An 18812-nucleotide genomic window follows, 5' to 3' on the forward strand; every position below is an offset into this window, starting at 1 on the left:
GAAGACACCGAAGACACGAAACGAAGGCTACGACCGTGCGTACGTACACCCCGAAGCCCGGCGACGTCCAGCGTGACTGGTACGTCATCGACGCGACCGACGTCGTCCTGGGCCGTCTCGCCACCCACGTGGCGACCCTGCTCCGTGGCAAGCACAAGGCCACCTTTGCTCCGCACGTCGACGGCGGTGACTTCGTCATCGTCATCAACGCCGGCAAGGTCGCCCTGACCGGCAACAAGCGCGAGCAGAAGCTTGCCTACACCCACTCCGGTTACCCGGGTGGTCTTCGGGCGGTCGCGTACAGCGACCTGCTGGAGAAGCACCCCGAGCGTGCTGTGGAGAAGGCCGTCCGCGGCATGATCCCCAAGACCTCGCTCGGCCGCGCCCAGTTCGGCAAGCTCAAGGTCTACGCAGGCTCTGAGCACCCGCACGCCGCGCAGCAGCCGAAGACTTTCGAGATCACCCAGGTCGCGCAGTAGGCTCCGCCTGCTCGTAGACGAGAACTTAGGACGCGAGGACACACCAGTGGCCGAGACCACCGTCGACATCGACGTGCTGGACGAAGAGACTCCCAGCAACTACACCTCTGAGAGCGCAGCCCCCACGGGCCGTGGCCAGAGCATCACCGCCCCCGCGCAGGCCCTGGGCCGTCGCAAGGAGGCCATCGCCCGCGTGCGCCTGGTGCCCGGCACCGGCCAGTGGAAGATCAACGGCCGCACCCTCGAGGGGTACTTCCCCAACAAGGTGCACCAGCAGCTCGTGAACTCCCCGCTGAAGCTGGTCGACGTCGAGGGTCGCTTCGACGTCATCGCCCGCATCAACGGTGGTGGCACGTCCGGCCAGGCCGGCGCCCTGCGTCTCGGCATCGCCCGTGCGCTCAACGAGATCGACGCCGAGCACAACCGCCCGGCACTCAAGAAGGCCGGCTTCCTGACTCGCGACGCACGCGTCGTCGAGCGCAAGAAGGCCGGGCTCAAGAAGGCCCGTAAGGCTCCGCAGTACTCCAAGCGCTGATCCAGCGCTTGCGCACGACGGCCCCGGTGGACACAGTCCACCGGGGCCGTCGTCTTTTGTCAGGGATGCTGACGAGCGACCGGACCGGTCGGCTCGCAGCGGGGGCGGGGCAGGCCCTGGTGCCTGTACCGTCCCGTTGAGGGAGGAAAACTCATGGGACGACTGTTCGGCACCGACGGCGTGCGGGGGCTGGCGAACAGGGACGTCACGGCCGAGCTCGCGCTCGGCCTGGGCGTGGCTGCCGCGAACGTGCTGGGACGCACCGGACAACCCGACGGGCACCGTCCGCGTGCCGTGATCGGGCGAGACCCGCGTGCCTCGGGCGAGTTCCTGGGCGCGGCGGTGACCGCGGGCCTCGCGAGCGCCGGGGTCAACGTGCTCGACGTCGGCGTCCTGCCGACCCCGGCCGTCGCGTTCCTCACGAGCACGCTCGACGTGGACTTCGGCGTGATGATCTCGGCCTCGCACAACCCGATGGCCGACAACGGCATCAAGTTCCTTGCCCGCGGCGGCATCAAGCTCGAGGACTCGCTCGAGGACGAGATGGAGCGCCAGCTCCACGCCGAGTGGGACCGCCCGCTCGGCGCCGAGGTCGGCCGCGTGCGCCGAGACACCGGGAGCGCCGGTGCCGACTACGTCGAGCACCTCATCGCGAGCATCGGGGCGACCGGGGACGCGCTCCCGCTCTCCGGCCTGCGGATCGCGGTCGACTGCGCGAACGGCGCCGCGAGCGACGTCGGACCTGCCGCGCTGCGTGCCGCAGGCGCTGACGTCGTCGTGATGAACGCGAGCCCCGACGGGCGCAACATCAACGAGAAGTGCGGGTCCAACCACCCCGAGCAGCTCCAGGCCGTCGTCGTGGCGTCAGAGGCGGACTTCGGTGTCGCGTTCGACGGCGACGCGGACCGCTGCATCGCGGTCGACCACCGCGGCGTCCTCGTGGACGGGGACCAGATCATGGGCGTGCTCGCGCTCGCCGAGAAGGACAAGGGCCGCCTCGCCGACGACACGCTCGTCGTGACCGTCATGAGCAACCTCGGCCTGATCCTCGCGATGCGCGAGGCCGGGATCCGCACGGTCCAGACCGGGGTCGGCGACCGCTACGTGCTCGAGGAGATGCGTGCCAAGGGGTACACGCTCGGTGGCGAGCAGTCGGGCCACATCATCCTGTCCCAGTTCGCCACGACGGGCGACGGCGTGCTGACCGCGCTCCAGCTCGCCGCGCGCATCCAGGAGTCCGGCGCCAAGCTGGCCGACCTCGCGGGCGCCGTGCCCAAGCTGCCCCAGACGCTGCTCAACGTGCGCGGCGTGGACAAGGCGCGGACCGCGACCGACGAGGTGCTCCAGGAGGCCGTCGCGGCCGCCGAGGAGCGTCTCGGCGAGACCGGGCGCGTGGTCCTGCGCTCCTCGGGCACCGAGCCGCTCGTGCGGGTCATGGTCGAGGCAGCGACGCAGGCCACGGCGGACGCCGTCGCCGAGTCCCTCGCGGGCGTCGTCCGGGACCGGCTGGCCCTGTGACGGGTCGACCTGCCGCCCCCGGGCCGGGAGGCGGGTTCGCCGGTCCCGTCGACGAGTCGTTGAGGGACCAGGTCGCGGCGCACCTCGCACGGTACGACGACGGCGTGCTGCCCATCGTGCAGGCCGGGCACCCCGTCCTGCGCCGTCCCGCCCTGGCGTACACCGGGCAGCTCGGGGACCTCTTCCCCCGGCTGGTCGAGGCGATGCGCACGACGATGCACGCGGCCCCGGGCGTCGGCCTCGCCGCCCCGCAGGTCGGGCTAGGGCTCGCGGTCGCCGTGGTCCAGGACGCGGGCGTCACCGACCCCGAGGACGCGGACCTCCGGGAGCGGTACCCCGTGCCGTTCCGGGTGCTCGTCAACCCGTCCTACACCGCGGCGGACGACGAACGGCGGTCCTTCTTCGAAGGCTGCCTGAGCGTCAGCGGGTGGCAGGCCGTCGTCGCGCGGCACCGGTCCGTACGCCTGACCGGGCAGGACGAGCACGGTGCGCCCGTGGACGAGGTCCTGACGGGATGGCCCGCGCGGATCGTCCAGCACGAGACCGACCACCTGCGGGGCGAGCTCTACCTCGACCACGCGGAGCTGCGGTCGCTCTCCTCGAACGACAACATGATGCGGTACTGGGGTGGCACCCCGGACCCCACCGAGGCGTCCGAGGCGCTGGGCTTCCGGCTGCCCTGACGTCGCGGGGGCCGGAGCACGGAACGCACGCCCGGAGCACGGAACACATCGTCCGGAGGACGTCACAGCATCCCTGCGGGGGACCTCCCTAGGGGTGGATCTCCCTCCGGAGGATGACGTGACCGGCCTGACGATCCGGCAGAATCGTCCTCGGAAGGTGGGGGTCGACATCAGGGCAGACTGGGGGGTTTCCCCGATGGTGTCGGGCCTCCGTATCCGTAGGCTGGTCACAGGCGTCGACACGATGCCTGTGACCAGCCGGTGACCAGCCTGGTCCGCCCCGCCGACCGACGAACAGAGGACCCGTGATCGAGGCCGTTTCGACCTTCTTGGAGAACCTGGAGATCTGGGTCCTCGCACTCGCGGCGTCCGCATGGATCTACCCCGCCCTGTACGCCTTCGCGACGATCGACGGATTCTTCCCGCCGATCCCCAGCGAGTCGGTCGTCATCACGCTCGCCGTCGCGGCCAGCGCCTCGGGGAACCCGAACCTCGTGCTCGTCCTGGTCATCGCTGCCGCAGGAGCCTGGACGGGCGACCAGATCGCCTACTCGTTGGGCCGCGGGATCGGGACCGAGCGCATCCGCTTCCTGCGGACCGTGCGCGGCCGCAAGGCGGTCGCGTGGGCCGACCAGGCGCTCAAGGCGCGCGGCGCAGCCTTCATCCTGGCGGCCCGCTACGTCCCGATCGGGCGGGTCGCGGTCAACATGACCGCAGGCGCCGTGGGATACCCCCGCCGCCGCTTCATGGCCTACTCCGGCCTGGCCGCCGTCACCTGGGCCCTCTACTCGGTGCTCATCGGGCTCGTGGCAGCGCAGTGGCTCGGGCACCAGCCGCTGCTCGCCATGGTCATCGGCGTCGTCATGGGTGTGCTGTCCGGCGTGATCGTCGACCGCGTCATGAACGCCATGGCACGCAGGCGCCGGGCCCGGGAGGCCGCTCGGCAAGCCGTCCAGGACGCAGCCGGCGCCACCCCGATCCACGGCGAGCCGACCGACCCGACCCCAGCGACGTCGTCGGGCGCGGAGGACGACCCGAGCGTGGTCCGTCGCGCCTCCTGACCTCCGGCCCGCTCAGACCTTGCGCAGGCGGGCGCGCTGGACCGAGTGGTCCGAGCCCTTCGTCAGCACGAGAGTCGCGCGCCCCCGCGTCGGCAGGATGTTCTCCTCCAGGTTCGGCGCGTTGATCGAGTCCCAGATCGACTTGGCCTTCTCGACGGCCTCCTCGTCCGTGAGGGTCGCGTAGCGCTTGAAGTAGGACTCGGGGCGCGCGAACGCCGTCCGGCGCAGCGACAGGAACCGGTCCACGTACCACTGGCGGATGTTGCGCGTGCGAGCGTCGACGTAGATCGAGAAGTCGAAGAAGTCGCTCACCGCGACCGCCTGGTCGTCGGACGGTCCCGGACGGGCCGGCTGGAGGACGTTGAGGCCCTCCACGATGAGGACGTCCGGTCGGCGGACGACAGTCTCGGCCCCCGGGACGATGTCGTAGGTCAGGTGGTCGTACACGGGGCTGCGGACCTCGGGCGCTCCCGCCTTGACGCGAGACAGGAACCGGATCAGGGCGCGCCGGTCGTACGACTCGGGGAACCCCTTGCGCTCCATGAGCCCGCGGCGTGCGAGCTCGGCGTTCGGGTACAGGAAGCCGTCGGTCGTGATGAGCTCGACCCGGGGGGTCTCCGGCCAGCGGGCGAGCATCTCGCGCAGGATGCGCGACGTCGTCGACTTGCCGACGGCGACCGACCCCGCGACCCCGATCACGTACGGCGTGCGGGTCGAGCTCTCGCGCAGGAACGTCGAGGTGGCCTCGTGCAGGCCGCTCGTCGCCGTCACGTAGAGGTTGAGCAGCCGCGAGATGGGGCGGTAGATGGCGTCGACCTCCGCCAGGTCGATCGGGTCGCCCAGGCCGCGGAGCTTGACGACGTCGGCGTCCGTCAGCGGCAGCGGCGTCGACTCGGAGAGCCTGCTCCACGCTGAACGGTCCAGATCGACGTACGGGGACGCCGTCGAGAGGTCGGGCAGGCGCCTGGACCCGGGCGAGGCGTCCTGATCGGTCGCGGGAGCGCCCTCGAGCGGAGGGACGGGCAGGTCGGAGGGAGGAACCACTCGGACGATTCTGCCGGACGTCGGGCCGCACCGTGAACACGAACAGGCCGGACCGCTAACAAAGAACCGCGAGATGTCGCGGCTGCGAAGCCTCCAGGACGTCCGGCTAGACTCCGAGACCATGTGTGGAATCGTGGGTTACGCAGGCCCTCCTGAAGCGTCGGGGCGACCCCTCGACGTCGTCCTCGAAGGACTCGGCAGGCTCGAGTACCGCGGCTACGACTCGGCCGGGGTCGCGCTCGTCGCGCCTGACCAGACGGACGTCGCGACGGCCAAGAAGTCCGGAAAGCTCGTCAAGCTCGTCGACGAGCTCCAGGCGCACCCGCTGCCCGCGGCCTCCGCGGCGATCGGGCACACCCGATGGGCGACGCACGGCGCCCCGAACGACACCAACGCGCACCCCCACCTCGCCGACGACGGTCGCCTCGCCGTGATCCACAACGGGATCATCGAAAACTACAGCGGACTTCGCGAGTCCCTGCTCGCCGACGGCGCCACGTTCCTCTCCGAGACCGACACCGAGGTCGCCGCCCAGCTCCTCGCCCGCGCCTACCGCCGCACGGGGGACCTGACCGAGGCCATGGCCTACGTCGCCCGCCAGCTCGAAGGCACGTTCACCCTGCTCGCCGTCCACGCGGACGCCCCGACCACCGTCGTCGGCGCCCGGCACGACTCGCCGCTCGTCGTCGGGCTCGGGGACGGAGAGAACTTCCTCGGCTCCGACGTCGCCGCGTTCATCGCGTCCACCAAGGAGGCGCTCGAGCTCGGCCAGGACCAGATCGTCACCATCACCCCGGACAGCGTCGAGGTCGTCGACTTCCACGGCAAGCCCGCCGAGGCCACGCGCTTCACGGTCGACTGGGACGCCGCAGCCGCCGAGAAGGGCGGCTTCACGTCCTTCATGGACAAGGAGATCCACGACCAGCCGCACGCCGTGGGCGACACCCTGCTCGGGCGCACCGACGCCGAGGGCCGCCTCGTCCTCGACGACCTGAGGATCGACGAGGCCGTGCTGCGGACCGTCGACAAGATCATCGTCGTCGCGTGCGGCACCGCCGCCTACTCGGGGCACGTCGCGAAGTACGCGATCGAGCACTGGTGCCGCATCCCCGTCGAGGTCGAGCTCGCCCACGAGTTCCGCTACCGCGACCCGATCGTCGACGAGAAGACGCTCGTCGTCGCCGTCACGCAGTCCGGCGAGACCATGGACACGCTCATGGCCGTGCGCCACGCGCGCGAGCAGGGCGCCAAGGTCATCTCGATCGTCAACACGCACGGGTCGACCATCCCGCGCGAGTCCGACGCCGTCCTGTACACGCACGCCGGGCCCGAGATCGCCGTCGCCTCGACCAAGGCGTTCCTGTCGCAGATCACCGCGGCCTACCTCCTGGGCCTCTACCTCGCGCAGCTGCGCGGCAACAAGTTCCCCGACGAGATCCGCGAGATCCTCGACGACCTGCGCGAGATGCCCCGCAAGATCCAGACCGTCATCGAGCGCGGCGAGTACGTCAGCGCCGTGGCGCGCTCCATGAAGGACGCGACGTCGGTCCTCTTCCTGGGGCGTCACGTCGGGTTCCCCGTCGCGCTCGAGGGCGCGCTCAAGCTCAAGGAGCTCGCGTACATCCATGCCGAGGGCTTCGCCGCGGGCGAGCTCAAGCACGGTCCCATCGCGCTCATCGACGAGGGGCAGCCGGTGTTCGTCGTCGTGCCCTCGCCGCGCGGGCGCGACTCGCTGCACTCCAAGGTCGTCTCCAACATCCAGGAGATCCGGGCGCGCGGCGCGCGGACCCTCGTGATCGCCGAGGACGGCGACGACGCGGTGCTGCCGTACGCCGACGAGATCTTCTGGATCCCGCAGTCGCCCACCCTCATGTCGCCGCTGCTCGCGGTCGTCCCGCTGCAGATCTTCGCCATGGCCCTCGCCACGGCCAAGGGGCTCGACGTCGACCAGCCACGCAACCTCGCGAAGTCGGTCACGGTCGAGTAGACGGCCGTCCCGCTCTCCGACGGAAGCCCGCCGTGCCCGCGCACGGCGGGCTTCCGGCGTCCGAGGCCGGGCCCTCGCGGCCCTCGGCAGGCCGGCGCCAGCGCATAGGGTGAGCGCATGATCATCGGGGTGGGTATCGACGTGGTCGACGTCGCGCGGTTCATGGACACGCTCGAACGCACGCCGCGCCTGCGCGAAAAGCTGTTCACCCCGGCCGAGCGGGACCTGCCCCCCTCGTCGCTCGCGGCCCGGTTCGCCGCCAAGGAGGCCATCGCGAAGGCGCTCGGTGCGCCCGGCGGCATGCGCTGGCAGGACGCGACGGTGCACCGGGTCGTCGGGGGAGCGCCCCAGGTCGAGATCTCGGGGACGGTCCAGGCGCGGGCCACGGAGCTGGGGATCGCGACGTTCCACCTGTCGATCTCGCACGACGCGGGGATCGCGTCGGCCATGGTGGTCGCGGAGGGCTGAGGGGTCCGCCGTCGAGCATGCGGTTCGTGTCGGTCGACCATGCGGTTGGCGTCGTGAAACACGTCGAGACGAACGCCAACCGCATGCTCGGCACCGAGCCCGCCGCCGGCACGGGCCGGAGAGCGGCTCAGCCCTGCAGGGCCGGGATGACCTCGCGCTCGAACAGCTCGAGGCCGGTGCGGTCGTACGCGGCCTCCGCGAAGTACGTGATCGCGTACGTCATGCCCGCGCCCTCGAGCTTGCGCAGGTTCTCGACGATCTGCTCGGGCGTACCGACGAGCGGGCCCGAGCGGAAGTCGGCCACGGTCTCCTCGGCCTTCGCGGGGACGGTCTTCGCGTAGTGCTCGCCGATCCACCGCAGGCGGTCCTCGACGTCGGCCTCGGTCGCCCCGATGACCACGTTGTAGTTGGACGAGCGCGTGATCTCCTCGAAGGGGCGCCCGATCGCCTCGCAGTGCCCGCGCAGCACCTCCGACTTGTGCGTGAAGCCCTCGAGCCGGCCGTCGAAGTTCGTGTACTGCGCGTGCTGGGCCGCGATGCGCAGCGTCTTCTTCTCGCCGCCGCCCGCGATCCACAGCGGGATGCTCGGGGCGTCGGCGCCGTCCGGCCCCACGCCGTCGAGGACCTGGAGGGGCTGCGGGTGGCACAGTGCGCCGTCGACCTGGAAGTACGTGCCGTCGAGCGTCGCGGAACCCGTGCGCCACATCTGCTCCATGACCTGCACGCCCTCGTCGAGCGCGCCCAGGCGCGCGCCCGCGCCGGGGAAGCCGTAGCCGTAGGCACGCCACTCGTGCTCGTACCAGCCGGCGCCGATGCCCATCTCGGTGCGGCCGCCGCTCACGATGTCGACGGTCGCGGCGACCTTCGCGAGGTAGGCGGGGTTGCGGTAGGCGATGCACGTGCACATCTGGCCCAGACGCACGCGCTCGGTCGAGGCAGCGAACGCGGCCATGAGCGTCCAGGCTTCGTGCGTGGCCTCGCCCGTGGGCTCGGGCACGGTGTGGAAGTGGTCGTAGACCCACGCCGACTCCCACGCGTGGCGCGCACCCGGGAGGCGCTCGCCGGCCAGTGCGGTGTCCGCGTGGCGCGCGAGGGAGCGCATGGTCTCCCACTGCTCGGAAGGGTCGATGCCGACGAGGTCCTGGCGCCAGCCTTGCGGGATGAAGAGTCCGAATCGCATGGTCGCCAATCTAGCCCGGGAGACCGCGGGCGCGCCGGGTCCGGTGCGCCGGTGGTCCGGCGGGGAGCGTGGCGGCGGGGCAGGATGGGCCCATGATCGAAGCGTTCACCGCCGCCCAGATCCGCGCTGCGGAGGAGCCGCTGCTCGACCGCGGGGTCCCGCTCATGGAACGGGCCGCGTTCGCACTCGCGACCGTCGTGGCGCAGGACCTTCGGCGCGGCCCGCACAGCGGGACGCCCGACGGCGCAGCGCGACCTCGGCGCGTGACCGGTCGAGGGGTCGTGCTCCTCGTGGGCTCGGGCAACAACGGCGGCGACGCGCTGTTCGCGGGGGCGTACCTGGCGCGGCGCGGCGTCGCGGTCGAGGCGGTGTGCACGAGCGAGCATCCGCACGCCGAGGGGGTGGCGGCCCTGCGTCGCGCGGGCGGGCGGGTGCTCGACCTGACGGCACCGGCCGTGCGCGCTCGCTGGTCGCAGGTCCTGGACACGGTCCTCGCGGCCGACGTGGTCGTCGACGGGCTGGTCGGGATCGGCGCGAGCGGGCCGCTGCGTGGCCTGGCAGGGGAGCTGGTCGGGGCTCTCGTGGACGAGCGGTCGCGGCGGTCGCGCAGGGCTGTGGGGCGGGTGCCTCCGGCCGGGTCGGGGAACGGGGGCCCGTGGGTCGTCGCGGTCGACACGCCGAGCGGCATCGGGGTCGACGACGGCTCGGTCCCCGGGCCGGTGCTCCCCGCCGACCGGACGGTCACGTTCGGCGCGCTCAAGCCCGGGCTGCTGCTGCCCCCCGCGACGCATCTCGCCGGGGTCGTGACGCTCGTCGACGTCGGGCTCGAGGACGTCGGTGGTGCGCGCGGCCCGGTGGTGCGGCGCCTCGAGCGCGCCGACGTCGCTCGCCTGTGGCCCGTCCCCGGTCCGACCGACCAGAAGTACACGCGCGGTGTCCTGGGCGTCGTCGCCGGCACGCCCACCTTCCCGGGCGCGGCGGTCCTGGCCGTCACGGCAGCGGTCCGCGCGGGCGCGGGCATGGTCCGCTATCGCGGGCCCGACGACGTCGCTCACGTCGTCGTCTCGGCGCGCCCCGAGGCCGTGCCCGCCGAGGGCAGGGTGCAGGCGTGGGCGCTCGGCTCCGGGATCCCGGCGGCGGAGGAGCGAGGTGGCGCACGGGACGGCGGCGGGAACGGGGACGGCGGGCAGAGCGCGGACGCCGGGCAGCACGAGCGGACCCGGTACGCGCTCGCGGTCGCGTGCGGGGTGCTGGCCGAGGACGTGGCGGGACCGCGGGTACCGGCCGTGGTCGACGCCGGGGCCCTGTCGCTGCTCCCGGACCGCTGTCCGGCGTCGGTCGTCCTGACGCCGCACGCGGGGGAGCTCGCGGCGCTCCTGCGAGCGCGGGGCGAGGACGTCGACCGCGCGGGCGTCGAGGCAGAGCCGGTGCGCTGGGCGCGCAGGGCGCACGACCTCACGGGCGCGACCGTGCTGCTCAAGGGGGCGGCGACCGTGGTGGTCGGTCCGGCCGGGGCGTGGTCGCAGGCCGACGGACCCGCGTGGCTCGCGACGGCCGGGGCAGGAGACGTCCTCACGGGTCTTCTGGGTGCCCTGCTGGCGGCGTACAGCGAGCGTGTGGTGCAGGAGCCCGGCCTGGCGGCAGAGCTCGCTGCTGCGGCTGCTACGGTCCACGGGTGGGCGGGCGCCCGGGCGAACCCGGGGGGACCCGTCGCGGCGCTGGACGTCGCAGAGGCGCTGCCGGGCGTGGTCGCGGAGCTGCTCCGCCGAGGGTGACGGTCTCAGCCGCCGAGGGCTACACGCGAGCCCGCCGAGGGTGACGAGACGAGAGGGCGACGCATGCCGATCGAGGGTGAGCAGGTCGTGGTCGAGGGTGACGTCGCGGCTGCCCTCGCGGCGCGGTGCCGGTCGCTCGTCGACACGGCACGGCGTGCGCAGGGACCGGGCGGTCCCGTGCGGGTGCTCGTCGGGGTCGCGGGTGCGCCGGGAGCCGGCAAGTCGACGCTCGCCGGCGAGGTCCTCGCGTCGCTCGCGCACCCGGTCTCCGGGGCGCCGGCGGTGCGCGCCGTCGTCGTGCCGATGGACGGGTTCCACCTCGCCGACGTGGAGCTCGGGCGACTGGGGCGCCGCGACCGGAAGGGGGCACCGGACACGTTCGACGCGCACGGTTTCGTGGCGCTCCTCGAACGGCTCCGGTCGCCGCGCCCGGGAGCCACGGTCTACGCCCCGGCGTTCGACCGGGACCTCGAGGAGCCCGTCGCCGGGTCGATCCCCGTGACGCCCGACGTCGAGCTCGTGCTCACGGAGGGCAACTACCTGCTGCTCGGCGAGGGCCACGACGAGGGGCGCTGGAACGCGGTACGCGGACTCCTCGACGAGGTGTGGTTCGTGGAGCTTCCCGACGAGACCCGGGTCGAGCGTCTCGTGGCCCGGCACGTCCGGCACGGCAGGTCGCTCGCTGCCGCGCGGGACTGGGTGCTCGGCTCCGACGAGACCAACGCCCGGCTGGTGGCCTCGACGCGGGACCGGGCCGACGTCGTCGTGCATCCCTGAGCACCGCCCCCGTCCCGCGCGGACACCCTGCTCGGGGGCAACGGCTACCGTGGTGGCCGTGCCCACCCCGACGACCCCCCGTGTCCCGCCGCGTCGCCGACGGATCCCGTTCCAGCCGCTGCCCGTGCGGGACGGGCTCAACGCGACGCGCGTCGTCCTGCCGGGGAACGGTGACGGCAGCGAGGGGACGCCCCGGTGGGAGACCGTCCTCGACCACCTGATCCACCGCTTCCCCGACGACGAGCCGCGCCTGCGGGAGAAGGTCGACGCGGGCGAGGTCGTCGACCACCTGGGCCGACCCGTGACCGCCGAGACGCCCTTCGCGCAGCACGCGCGCGTCTTCCTCTACCGGGACCCGCCCGTCGAGACGCGCGTACCTTTCGAGATCGAGATCCTGTACCAGGACGACGACCTGGTCGTGGTCGACAAGCCGCACTTCCTGGCGAGCATCCCGCGGGGGGCGTTCATCGCGGAGTCCGCGCTCGTGCGGCTGCGCCGAGACCTCGACCTGCCCGAGCTCTCGCCCGCCCACCGCCTCGACCGCGTCACCGGCGGGGTCCTGGTACTGACCGTACGACCCGAGGTCCGCGGTCCGTACCAGACGCTCTTCGCCGAGCGTCGCGTGACCAAGGTCTACGAGGCCGTCGCGGGCGTCGACCCGGGGCTCGAGCTCCCGCGTGTCGTGCGCAGCCGCATCCACAAGGAGCGCGGCGTCATGCGTGCGTTCGAGGTGCCCGGCGAGCCGAACTCCGAGAGCCTCGTCGAGCTCCTGGACACGCGGGAGGTCGCGGTCGGCTCGGGTCAGGGGGAACCCAGCACGCTCGGCCTCTACCGCCTGACGCCGCACACCGGCAAGACCCACCAGCTCCGGCTGCACATGAACTCGCTCGGTCTGCCGATCCTGCACGACAACTTCTACCCGACGTTCTACGACGTTCGCCCCGACGACTTCGGTCGGCCCCTCCAGCTCGTCTCGCGCTCGATCGAGTTCGTCGACCCGCTCAGCGGGAAGCAGCGGCGGTTCGAGACCACGCGCCCCCTCCAGGAGTGGCCGTAGGCCCGACGGCGTCGCCGTCGGCGGGGAGATGCGTCACCGCCGGCGGTGCCCCCGCAGGCGGGTGAAGGAACCGGTGAGAGAATCGGTGACCGTGAGCCCCTTCAGCGACCCCAGGCACGGATCCGCGGACGACGTCACCCCTCTCACGGCGGCCGGTGCGCCACGCCCCGCCGACTACTTCCCCGCGCGCGCCGTGATCGACCTGGGCGCGATCCGCTCGAACGTCGAGGCGCTCGCGTCCCGCGCGAGCACCGCGCAGGTCATGGCCGTCGTCAAGGCCGACGCCTACGGTCACGGCCTGCTGCCGAGCGCCCGCGCGGCGCTCGCGGGCGGTGCCACGTGGCTCGGCACGGCCCAGGTCTCCGAGGCGCTCGCGCTGCGTGCCGCGGGTGTCCGCCCCGACCAGGCGCGCATCCTGACGTGGCTGTACGCGCCGGGCGCGCCGCTCCAGGCGCTGGTCGAGGCCGACATCGACGTCTCGGTCGCCTCCGTGTGGGCCCTCGAGGAGCTCGCCGAGGCGGCGCGCGCGGCCGGTCGCCCGGCCCGCGCGCACCTCAAGATCGACACGGGGCTGGGCCGCAACGGGATCGTGCCGGACCAGCTTCCTGCGGCGCTCGACGCCGCGCTGCGGGCCGAGGCCGAGGGCGTGCTGAGCGTCGTCGGGATCTGGTCGCACTTCGCGTTCGCGGACGAGCCCGAACACCCGACCGTCCTGCGCCAGGTCGAGGTCTTCGACGAGGCGGTCCGCACGGCCGAGAGCGCAGGCGCCCGGTTCGAGGTGCGCCACCTCGCGAACTCCGCGGCGACCCTGACGAACCCGCGCGTGCACTACGACCTCGTTCGTCCGGGTCTCGCGGTGTACGGCCTCTCGCCGGTCCCGCAGCTCGGGACGTCCGACGACTTCGGCCTGACCCCGGCCATGACGCTCGAGGCCGAGCTCGCGACGGTCAAGCGCGTCCCGGAGGGCCAGGGCGTGTCGTACGCGCACGCCTACACGACGTCGCAGGCGACGGTCCTCGGCGTGGTGCCCCTGGGGTACGCGGACGGCATCCCGCGGCACGCGTCGGGCGCGCTGCCCGAGCGGCCGGGCGGGCCGGTGCTGGTCGGCGGCCCGGTCGACGAGGCGGGCGGGGTCGACGGCACGGGCCGCGTCCTGCACGTCGCGGGGCGGGTCTGCATGGACCAGTTCGTGCTGGACCTGGGCCCGTACGCCGCAGAGCAGGCCGGTGACGTCGTGACGCTGTTCGGACCCGGCACGGGCCTCGCGCGCGGCGGAGCGCCGACCGCCGAGGACTGGGCGCTGGCCGCCGGGACCATCAGCTACGAGATCACGACGCGCCTGGGGGCCCGCGTACCGCGCGTCTACCGGGACGGGGGCGCGTCGGGCCCGACGGCGGATTCAACCACAGGTGCGTCCGGCGACCTCGGGACGCCTGCCGCGGTGCGGCCGGACCGCGCACAGGACCACACGCTGCGTGAGCGCACGCACGACGACCAGGAGTGGCTGTCATGACCGACCTGACCTTCGACCTGCCCGACGCGGACGCGACCCGTGCGTTCGGCCTGGCGCTGGCGCGCGAGCTGCGCGCGGGGGACCTCGTGATGCTCACGGGCGACCTGGGCGCGGGCAAGACGACGCTGACGCAGGGCATCGGCACGGGGCTGGGGGTGCGCGGCCAGGTCGCGTCGCCGACCTTCATCATCGCGCGCGTCCACCCTCCGCTCGCGGACGGCCCGTACCTGGTCCACGTCGACGCCTACCGGCTCGGCTCGCTCGACGAGGTCGAGGCCCTCGACCTCGACGCGAGCCTCGACGAGTCGGTCACGGTCGTCGAGTGGGGGCAGGACCTCGTGGAGTCGCTCGCGGAGGACCGCCTGGAGATCACGATCGAGCGCCCTCGGGGTGGTGTCGACACGTCTGCCACGCACGAGGCGGCCCGGTCCGGCGAGACCGACGAGCCGATCGACCCGGACGACGAGGACGAGTCGCCCGAGGCCGGCGTCCGGCACGTGACCGTGCGGGCCCTGGGCGACCGGTGGGCCGAGGTCGCTCGCCTCGCCGACGGGCTGCGTGCGGCGGTCGAGGCCGCTGCGGAGCACGCCGCTGCGGACCCGGCCGCCGGTGGCTCGGCCCAGGACCTGGCCGCGCACCGGCCTACGGATCAGTAGGCTGGGACCGTGGCAGTTCTCGCGCTCGATACGTCAGCCGCCGTCGCGGTCGCCCTCGTCGGGGACGGCGGTGAACGGCTCGCTGTGCGCTCGGCGGACGAGCGCCGTCGGCACGCCGAGACCCTGGCCCCGCTCATCAGCGAGGTGCTCGCCGAGGCCGGGGTGGACCGTACCGCGCTGACGGCCGTCGTCGCGGGTACGGGACCTGCACCCTTCACGGGCCTGCGGGTCGGGCTGGTCACGGCGCGCACTCTCGCGCTGTCGCTCGGCATCCCGGCGTTCGGTGTCTCGGGGCTCGACGCGATCGCGGCGCAGGCCGTGAGCGACCTGGGGCTGACCCCGGGCGAGGAGGTCCTCGCGACGGCCGACGCGCGCCGGCGCGAGGTCTACTGGGCGCGCTATCGCGTGGTGGCGCACGAGGGACCGCACGCGACGCCGGTCGTCGAGCTCGTCGCCGGCCCGGACGTGGGGCCGGCCGCAGGACTGGCCGACCAGGCCGAGGGTGCCGTGGTCGTGGGTGAGGGCGCCGCGCTCTACCCCGATGACCTGCCGCTCGCGGAGGACGCCCCGCTCGTCCCCGACGCGGTCGTGCTGGCGCGGCTCGCGATCGCGCGCAGGGACGCAGGCCTCGACCAGCCCACCGAGCCGCTGTACCTGCGCCGCCCGGACGTCCAGGAGCCCGCGGCCCGCAAGCGCGCGACCGACGCCCCTGCGGCGGACCGGAAGGTGAGCGGGGCGTGAGCGCCCACTACGAGGTCAAGCTGCGCCCGCTGCGCGCGGCGGACCTGCCGCGCGTCGTGCGCCTCGAGCAGGAGCTGTTCGGCCCGAGCGCCTGGACGTACGGGATGCTGGCCGAGGAGCTCGGTGCGCTGGGCCGCTGGTACGTCGCGGCCGAGCCCGTCCGGATCTACGCGGCCGGGCCCCAGGAGCTCGTCGGCTACGCGGGGCTGTGGTTCGACGGCGACGTCACGCAGATCATGACGATCGGGGTGGACCCGCAGTACCACCACCTGGGCATCGGGTCGGTGCTCCTGACGGCGCTGATCGACCGTTCGCGCCAGGTGGGCGCGAGCGCGGTCCTGCTGGAGGTCGCGGTCGACAACGACGCGGCGCTGGCCATGTACGGCAAGTTCGGCTTCGAGCAGCTCGGCATCCGCAAGCGGTACTACCAGCCGGAGGACGTCGACGCCTACACGATGCGCCTCGAGCTGACAGACGACTCCGTCGAGACCGCTCCCGCGGCCGGCGAGAGGGACGCGCTCCCTGACGAGCCGGGCGTCGCGTGAGCGCTCGGGACGCGGTGCTCGTCTCGGCGCGGGCGCTGCACGACGAGCTCGCCGCGGGCACGGGTGACCTGGTCCTGCTCGACGTCCGCTGGGCGCTCGGCGTGACCGACGGCCACGAGCAGTACCTCGCGGGGCACCTGCCCGGCGCGGTGTTCGTGGACCTGGAGACCGAGCTCGCGGCTCCGCCGTCACCGGCGCGGGGCCGCCACCCGCTGCCGGACCTCGCCGACCTCCAGGCCGCGTGCCGCCGCTGGGGCGTGCGCGGGGGAACGCGCGTGGTCGCGTACGACGCCGTGGGGGCCACGTCGGCCGCGCGCGCGTGGTGGCTGCTGCGCTGGGCGGGCCTCGCGGACGTCCGCCTGCTCGACGGGGGACTGGGCGCCTGGACCGCCGCGGGCCTGGCCCTCGAGACGGGCGAGGTGGTCCCGGTCCCGGGCGACGTCGTGCTGTCCCAGGGCGCGCTCCCCACGCTCACACCCGACGACGCGGCGGACCTGGCGTCGTCGGGCGACGGACTGCTCCTGGACGCGCGGGCGGGCGAGCGCTTCCGGGGCGAGGTCGAGCCCGTGGACCCGCGCGCGGGACACGTCCCGGGCGCGGTGAGCGCGCCGACGACCGCCAACCTGGGACCCGACGGGCGCTTCCTCGACGAGGCCGCGCTGCGCGAGCGCTTCGCGGACCTGGGCGTGCAGGGCGGCGCGCGTCGGCAGGTCGGCGTGTACTGCGGGTCGGGCGTCACGGCCGCGCACGAGGTAGCGGCCCTCGCGACGATCGGGGTCGACGCCGCGCTGTACGCGGGATCGTGGTCGCAGTGGTCGAACGACGAGACCCGCCCGGTGGCCACGGGGGCCTGACCGGACGGGTCTCGGGGACGTGCTGGGCGGTCGCCTCAGAGGGTCTCAGAGGGTCTCGGAGGCCTGGTCGAACGTGAGGCGCGTCTGGCGCGGGTACGTCGCGCCCTCGCCGGCCGGGGTGCCGACGTTGATGACGACGAGCGACTTCCAGCCGTTCTCGCCGAAGAACTCGGCGTCGATGCCCGCGGCGTCGAACCCGCCCATGGGGCCGACGTGCAGACCGGCGGCGCGCAGGCCCACGATGAAGTAGCCGACCTGGATCAGCGCGGACGTGCGGGACATGCCCGCGCGGGTCTCGACACCGGCAGCCTCGAAGTTCTCCTTGGCGCCCTCCATGTGCGGGGCGAGGACCGGGAGGTACTCGTGGAAGTTGGGGTCGGCCGCGGCGACGATCGTGAGCGGGGCCGCGAGGGTCTTGGCCTTGTTGCCGTCGGCCATGTGCTCGACGAGGCGCGCACGGGCCTCGGGGTCGCGGACCACGAGGAGGCGCAGCGGCACGGTGTTCATAGCGGTCGGGCCCCAGCGGACCAGGTCGTAGGCGGCCTGGATCTTCTCGTCGGGCACCGCCTCGTCCTCGAAGGCGTGTACGGTCCGGGCCTCGCGGAACAGGAGGTCGGCGGTCGAGGCGTCGATCTCGAGCAGGTCGTCGAAGGCGGCGTCGATGGGGGTGAAGGTCTCGGTGCTCATGCCTCGGTCAACAGTTGAAGGATCAATCACCCTTCCCGCCCGGGGCCGTGACGTGCGACACATCCGGTCCGCGGCGCCCTGGCCACCTGCTGCTCAGGGCGCGTCCCCGCGGTCCCCGTGCGGCGCCGCGCACGACGACCGCCGCCACGCGACTACGCTGGGAACCATGGTTTCTGGCGGTTCCTCTGACACCCTCGGCGCGCCCCTGGTCCTCGGCATCGAGTCGTCCTGCGACGAGACGGGCGTCGCGCTCGTACGCGGGCGCGAGCTTCTCGTCGACGCGGTCGCGAGCTCCATGGACGAGCACGCCCGCTACGGCGGCATCATCCCCGAGGTCGCCTCGCGCGCCCACCTCGAGGCGATGATCCCCACGATCCAGCGCGCGCTGGGCGAGGCCGACGTCGACCTGTCCGAGATCGACGCGATCGCCGTGACCGCAGGGCCCGGTCTCGTGGGGCCGCTCACGATCGGCGCGTCGGCCGCCAAGGCCCTGTCGATCGGCCTGAACAAGCCGCTCTACGGCGTGAACCACGTGATCGGCCACGCCGCCGTGGACGAGCTCGTCCACGGCGAGCTCCCGGAGCGCGTCATGGCGCTCGTGGTCTCGGGCGGGCACTCCTCGCTGCTCCTGGTCGACGACATCGCGACCGACGTGACCGAGCTCGGCTCGACGCTCGACGACGCCGCCGGCGAGGCCTTCGACAAGGTCGGCCGCCTGCTCGGCCTGCCCTACCCGGGCGGTCCGCACATCGACCGCCTCGCGCGCGAGGGCGACCCGACCGCGATCCGGTTCCCGCGCGGCCTCACGGCCCGCAAGGACCAGGAGAAGCACGCGTACGACTTCTCGTTCTCGGGGCTCAAGACCGCGGTGGCGCGGTGGGTCGAGGCCCGCACCGACAGCGGCCTCGAGGTGCCGCTGAACGACGTCGCGGCCTCCTTCGCCGAGGCCGTCGCCGACGTCCTCACGGCCAAGACCATCGCGGCCTGCCAGCGGCACGGCGTCGAGACCCTCGTGGTCGGCGGTGGGTTCAGCGCCAACTCCCAGCTCCGCGACATGGCGGCCGAGCGCTGCGCCGAGGCCGGGATCGACCTGCGCATCCCGCCGATCCGCTACTGCACCGACAACGGCGCGATGATCGCCGCGCTCGGGTCCGCCGTCGTGCGGGCCGGTGTGGCGCCGTCGGGCCTGGACATCCCCGTCGACTCGTCGATGCCGCTCACGACCGTCTCGGTCTGAACCAGGACCTGCGCA

At 73.2% G+C, this 18812-nt stretch carries 19 protein-coding genes; 16 read left to right on the top strand and 3 right to left on the bottom strand.

Features of this window, described 5'->3' with window-relative positions:
* The first annotated feature begins 35 nt into the window (after nt 1–35).
* The 5 genes from rplM (at nt 36) to ACZDYF_RS03385 (ending at nt 4276) form a co-directional block, all read left to right on the top strand.
* Entirely contained in the window at nt 36–479 is a 444-nt protein-coding gene (rplM, locus tag ACZDYF_RS03365) for a 50S ribosomal protein L13 (protein WP_030151909.1), read from the top strand.
* Between the two features lie 46 nt (nt 480–525).
* Nucleotides 526–1014, top strand: a complete 489-nt coding sequence (rpsI, locus tag ACZDYF_RS03370; protein ID WP_138825522.1) for a 30S ribosomal protein S9 — start codon at nt 526–528, stop codon at nt 1012–1014.
* Nucleotides 1015–1167: 153 nt separating this feature from the next.
* Complete coding sequence (gene glmM / locus ACZDYF_RS03375; protein ID WP_191791505.1) at nt 1168–2532, top strand: phosphoglucosamine mutase; 1365 nt, start codon at nt 1168–1170, stop codon at nt 2530–2532.
* On the top strand, nt 2529–3215 hold the full coding sequence (locus ACZDYF_RS03380; protein WP_400274520.1) for a peptide deformylase: 687 nt from the start codon (nt 2529–2531) through the stop codon (nt 3213–3215). Before glmM ends, ACZDYF_RS03380 begins: the two co-directional genes overlap by 4 nt.
* Before the next feature lie 305 nt (nt 3216–3520).
* On the top strand, nt 3521–4276 hold the full coding sequence (locus ACZDYF_RS03385; RefSeq protein ID WP_475053353.1) for a DedA family protein: 756 nt from the start codon (nt 3521–3523) through the stop codon (nt 4274–4276).
* A gap of 12 nt (nt 4277–4288) precedes the next feature.
* On the opposite strand, the gene coaA is transcribed toward ACZDYF_RS03385, so the two are convergent.
* A complete protein-coding gene (gene coaA / locus ACZDYF_RS03390; RefSeq protein WP_475054587.1) occupies nt 4289–5236 on the bottom strand; it encodes a type I pantothenate kinase in 948 nt (315 codons plus the stop codon).
* 205 nt (nt 5237–5441) lie between these two features.
* Between coaA and glmS the strand changes: the two genes are divergently transcribed.
* Both glmS and ACZDYF_RS03400 read left to right on the top strand, forming a co-directional pair.
* Entirely contained in the window at nt 5442–7307 is a 1866-nt protein-coding gene (glmS, locus tag ACZDYF_RS03395; RefSeq protein WP_475053356.1) for a glutamine--fructose-6-phosphate transaminase (isomerizing), read from the top strand.
* 117 nt (nt 7308–7424) lie between these two features.
* Nucleotides 7425–7775 carry a holo-ACP synthase gene (locus ACZDYF_RS03400; RefSeq protein WP_191791501.1) on the top strand — a complete coding sequence of 117 codons (351 nt, stop codon included), beginning with the start codon at nt 7425–7427 and terminating at the stop codon, nt 7773–7775.
* Between the two features lie 127 nt (nt 7776–7902).
* Here ACZDYF_RS03400 and ACZDYF_RS03405 read toward each other — a convergent pair whose 3' ends face one another.
* Complete coding sequence (locus tag ACZDYF_RS03405) at nt 7903–8955, bottom strand: TIGR03560 family F420-dependent LLM class oxidoreductase (protein ID WP_475053359.1); 1053 nt, start codon at nt 8953–8955, stop codon at nt 7903–7905.
* A 92-nt stretch (nt 8956–9047) separates the two neighbouring features.
* Between ACZDYF_RS03405 and ACZDYF_RS03410 the strand changes: the two genes are divergently transcribed.
* The 8 genes from ACZDYF_RS03410 (at nt 9048) to ACZDYF_RS03445 (ending at nt 16873) form a co-directional block, all read left to right on the top strand.
* Nucleotides 9048–10730, top strand: a complete 1683-nt coding sequence (locus ACZDYF_RS03410; protein ID WP_475053362.1) for a bifunctional ADP-dependent NAD(P)H-hydrate dehydratase/NAD(P)H-hydrate epimerase — start codon at nt 9048–9050, stop codon at nt 10728–10730.
* Between the two features lie 63 nt (nt 10731–10793).
* Nucleotides 10794–11507, top strand: a complete 714-nt coding sequence (locus ACZDYF_RS03415; RefSeq protein ID WP_475053365.1) for a nucleoside/nucleotide kinase family protein — start codon at nt 10794–10796, stop codon at nt 11505–11507.
* Nucleotides 11508–11565: 58 nt separating this feature from the next.
* A complete protein-coding gene (locus ACZDYF_RS03420) occupies nt 11566–12564 on the top strand; it encodes a pseudouridine synthase (protein WP_475053368.1) in 999 nt (332 codons plus the stop codon).
* A 91-nt stretch (nt 12565–12655) separates the two neighbouring features.
* A complete protein-coding gene (gene alr / locus ACZDYF_RS03425) occupies nt 12656–14077 on the top strand; it encodes an alanine racemase (protein WP_475053372.1) in 1422 nt (473 codons plus the stop codon).
* Complete coding sequence (tsaE, locus tag ACZDYF_RS03430) at nt 14074–14733, top strand: tRNA (adenosine(37)-N6)-threonylcarbamoyltransferase complex ATPase subunit type 1 TsaE (protein ID WP_204808021.1); 660 nt, start codon at nt 14074–14076, stop codon at nt 14731–14733. Before alr ends, tsaE begins: the two co-directional genes overlap by 4 nt.
* Nucleotides 14734–14742: 9 nt before the next feature.
* The gene (tsaB, locus tag ACZDYF_RS03435; protein WP_475053376.1) at nt 14743–15474 is read left to right on the top strand and encodes a tRNA (adenosine(37)-N6)-threonylcarbamoyltransferase complex dimerization subunit type 1 TsaB; all 732 of its coding nucleotides are present in this window, start codon (nt 14743–14745) and stop codon (nt 15472–15474) included.
* A complete protein-coding gene (rimI, locus tag ACZDYF_RS03440) occupies nt 15471–16019 on the top strand; it encodes a ribosomal protein S18-alanine N-acetyltransferase (protein ID WP_191791487.1) in 549 nt (182 codons plus the stop codon). Before tsaB ends, rimI begins: the two co-directional genes overlap by 4 nt.
* Complete coding sequence (locus ACZDYF_RS03445) at nt 16016–16873, top strand: sulfurtransferase (protein ID WP_475053379.1); 858 nt, start codon at nt 16016–16018, stop codon at nt 16871–16873. The genes rimI and ACZDYF_RS03445 overlap by 4 nt, the downstream gene beginning before the upstream one ends.
* 45 nt (nt 16874–16918) lie before the next feature.
* On the opposite strand, the gene ACZDYF_RS03450 is transcribed toward ACZDYF_RS03445, so the two are convergent.
* Nucleotides 16919–17560 carry a malonic semialdehyde reductase gene (locus ACZDYF_RS03450; RefSeq protein WP_191791483.1) on the bottom strand — a complete coding sequence of 214 codons (642 nt, stop codon included), beginning with the start codon at nt 17558–17560 and terminating at the stop codon, nt 16919–16921.
* A gap of 166 nt (nt 17561–17726) precedes the next feature.
* Between ACZDYF_RS03450 and tsaD the strand changes: the two genes are divergently transcribed.
* Complete coding sequence (gene tsaD / locus ACZDYF_RS03455; protein ID WP_204808030.1) at nt 17727–18797, top strand: tRNA (adenosine(37)-N6)-threonylcarbamoyltransferase complex transferase subunit TsaD; 1071 nt, start codon at nt 17727–17729, stop codon at nt 18795–18797.
* Nucleotides 18798–18812: the final 15 nt, after the last annotated feature.

The sequence above is a fragment of the Oerskovia sp. PE-21s genome (assembly GCF_056158145.1).

Bases quoted from the DNA above. Each gene is read 5' to 3' on its own strand.
- glmM (WP_191791505.1), top strand. From the start codon at position 1,168: ATGGGACGACTGTTCGGCACCGACGGCGTGCGGGGGCTGGCGAACAGG.
- glmS (WP_475053356.1), top strand. From the start codon at position 5,442: ATGTGTGGAATCGTGGGTTACGCAGGCCCTCCTGAAGCGTCGGGGCGA.
- ACZDYF_RS03400 (WP_191791501.1), top strand. From the start codon at position 7,425: ATGATCATCGGGGTGGGTATCGACGTGGTCGACGTCGCGCGGTTCATG.
- ACZDYF_RS03405 (WP_475053359.1), bottom strand. From the start codon at position 8,955: ATGCGATTCGGACTCTTCATCCCGCAAGGCTGGCGCCAGGACCTCGTC.
- ACZDYF_RS03410 (WP_475053362.1), top strand. From the start codon at position 9,048: ATGATCGAAGCGTTCACCGCCGCCCAGATCCGCGCTGCGGAGGAGCCG.
- ACZDYF_RS03415 (WP_475053365.1), top strand. From the start codon at position 10,794: ATGCCGATCGAGGGTGAGCAGGTCGTGGTCGAGGGTGACGTCGCGGCT.
- tsaE (WP_204808021.1), top strand. From the start codon at position 14,074: ATGACCGACCTGACCTTCGACCTGCCCGACGCGGACGCGACCCGTGCG.
- ACZDYF_RS03450 (WP_191791483.1), bottom strand. From the start codon at position 17,560: ATGAGCACCGAGACCTTCACCCCCATCGACGCCGCCTTCGACGACCTG.
- tsaD (WP_204808030.1), top strand. From the start codon at position 17,727: ATGGTTTCTGGCGGTTCCTCTGACACCCTCGGCGCGCCCCTGGTCCTC.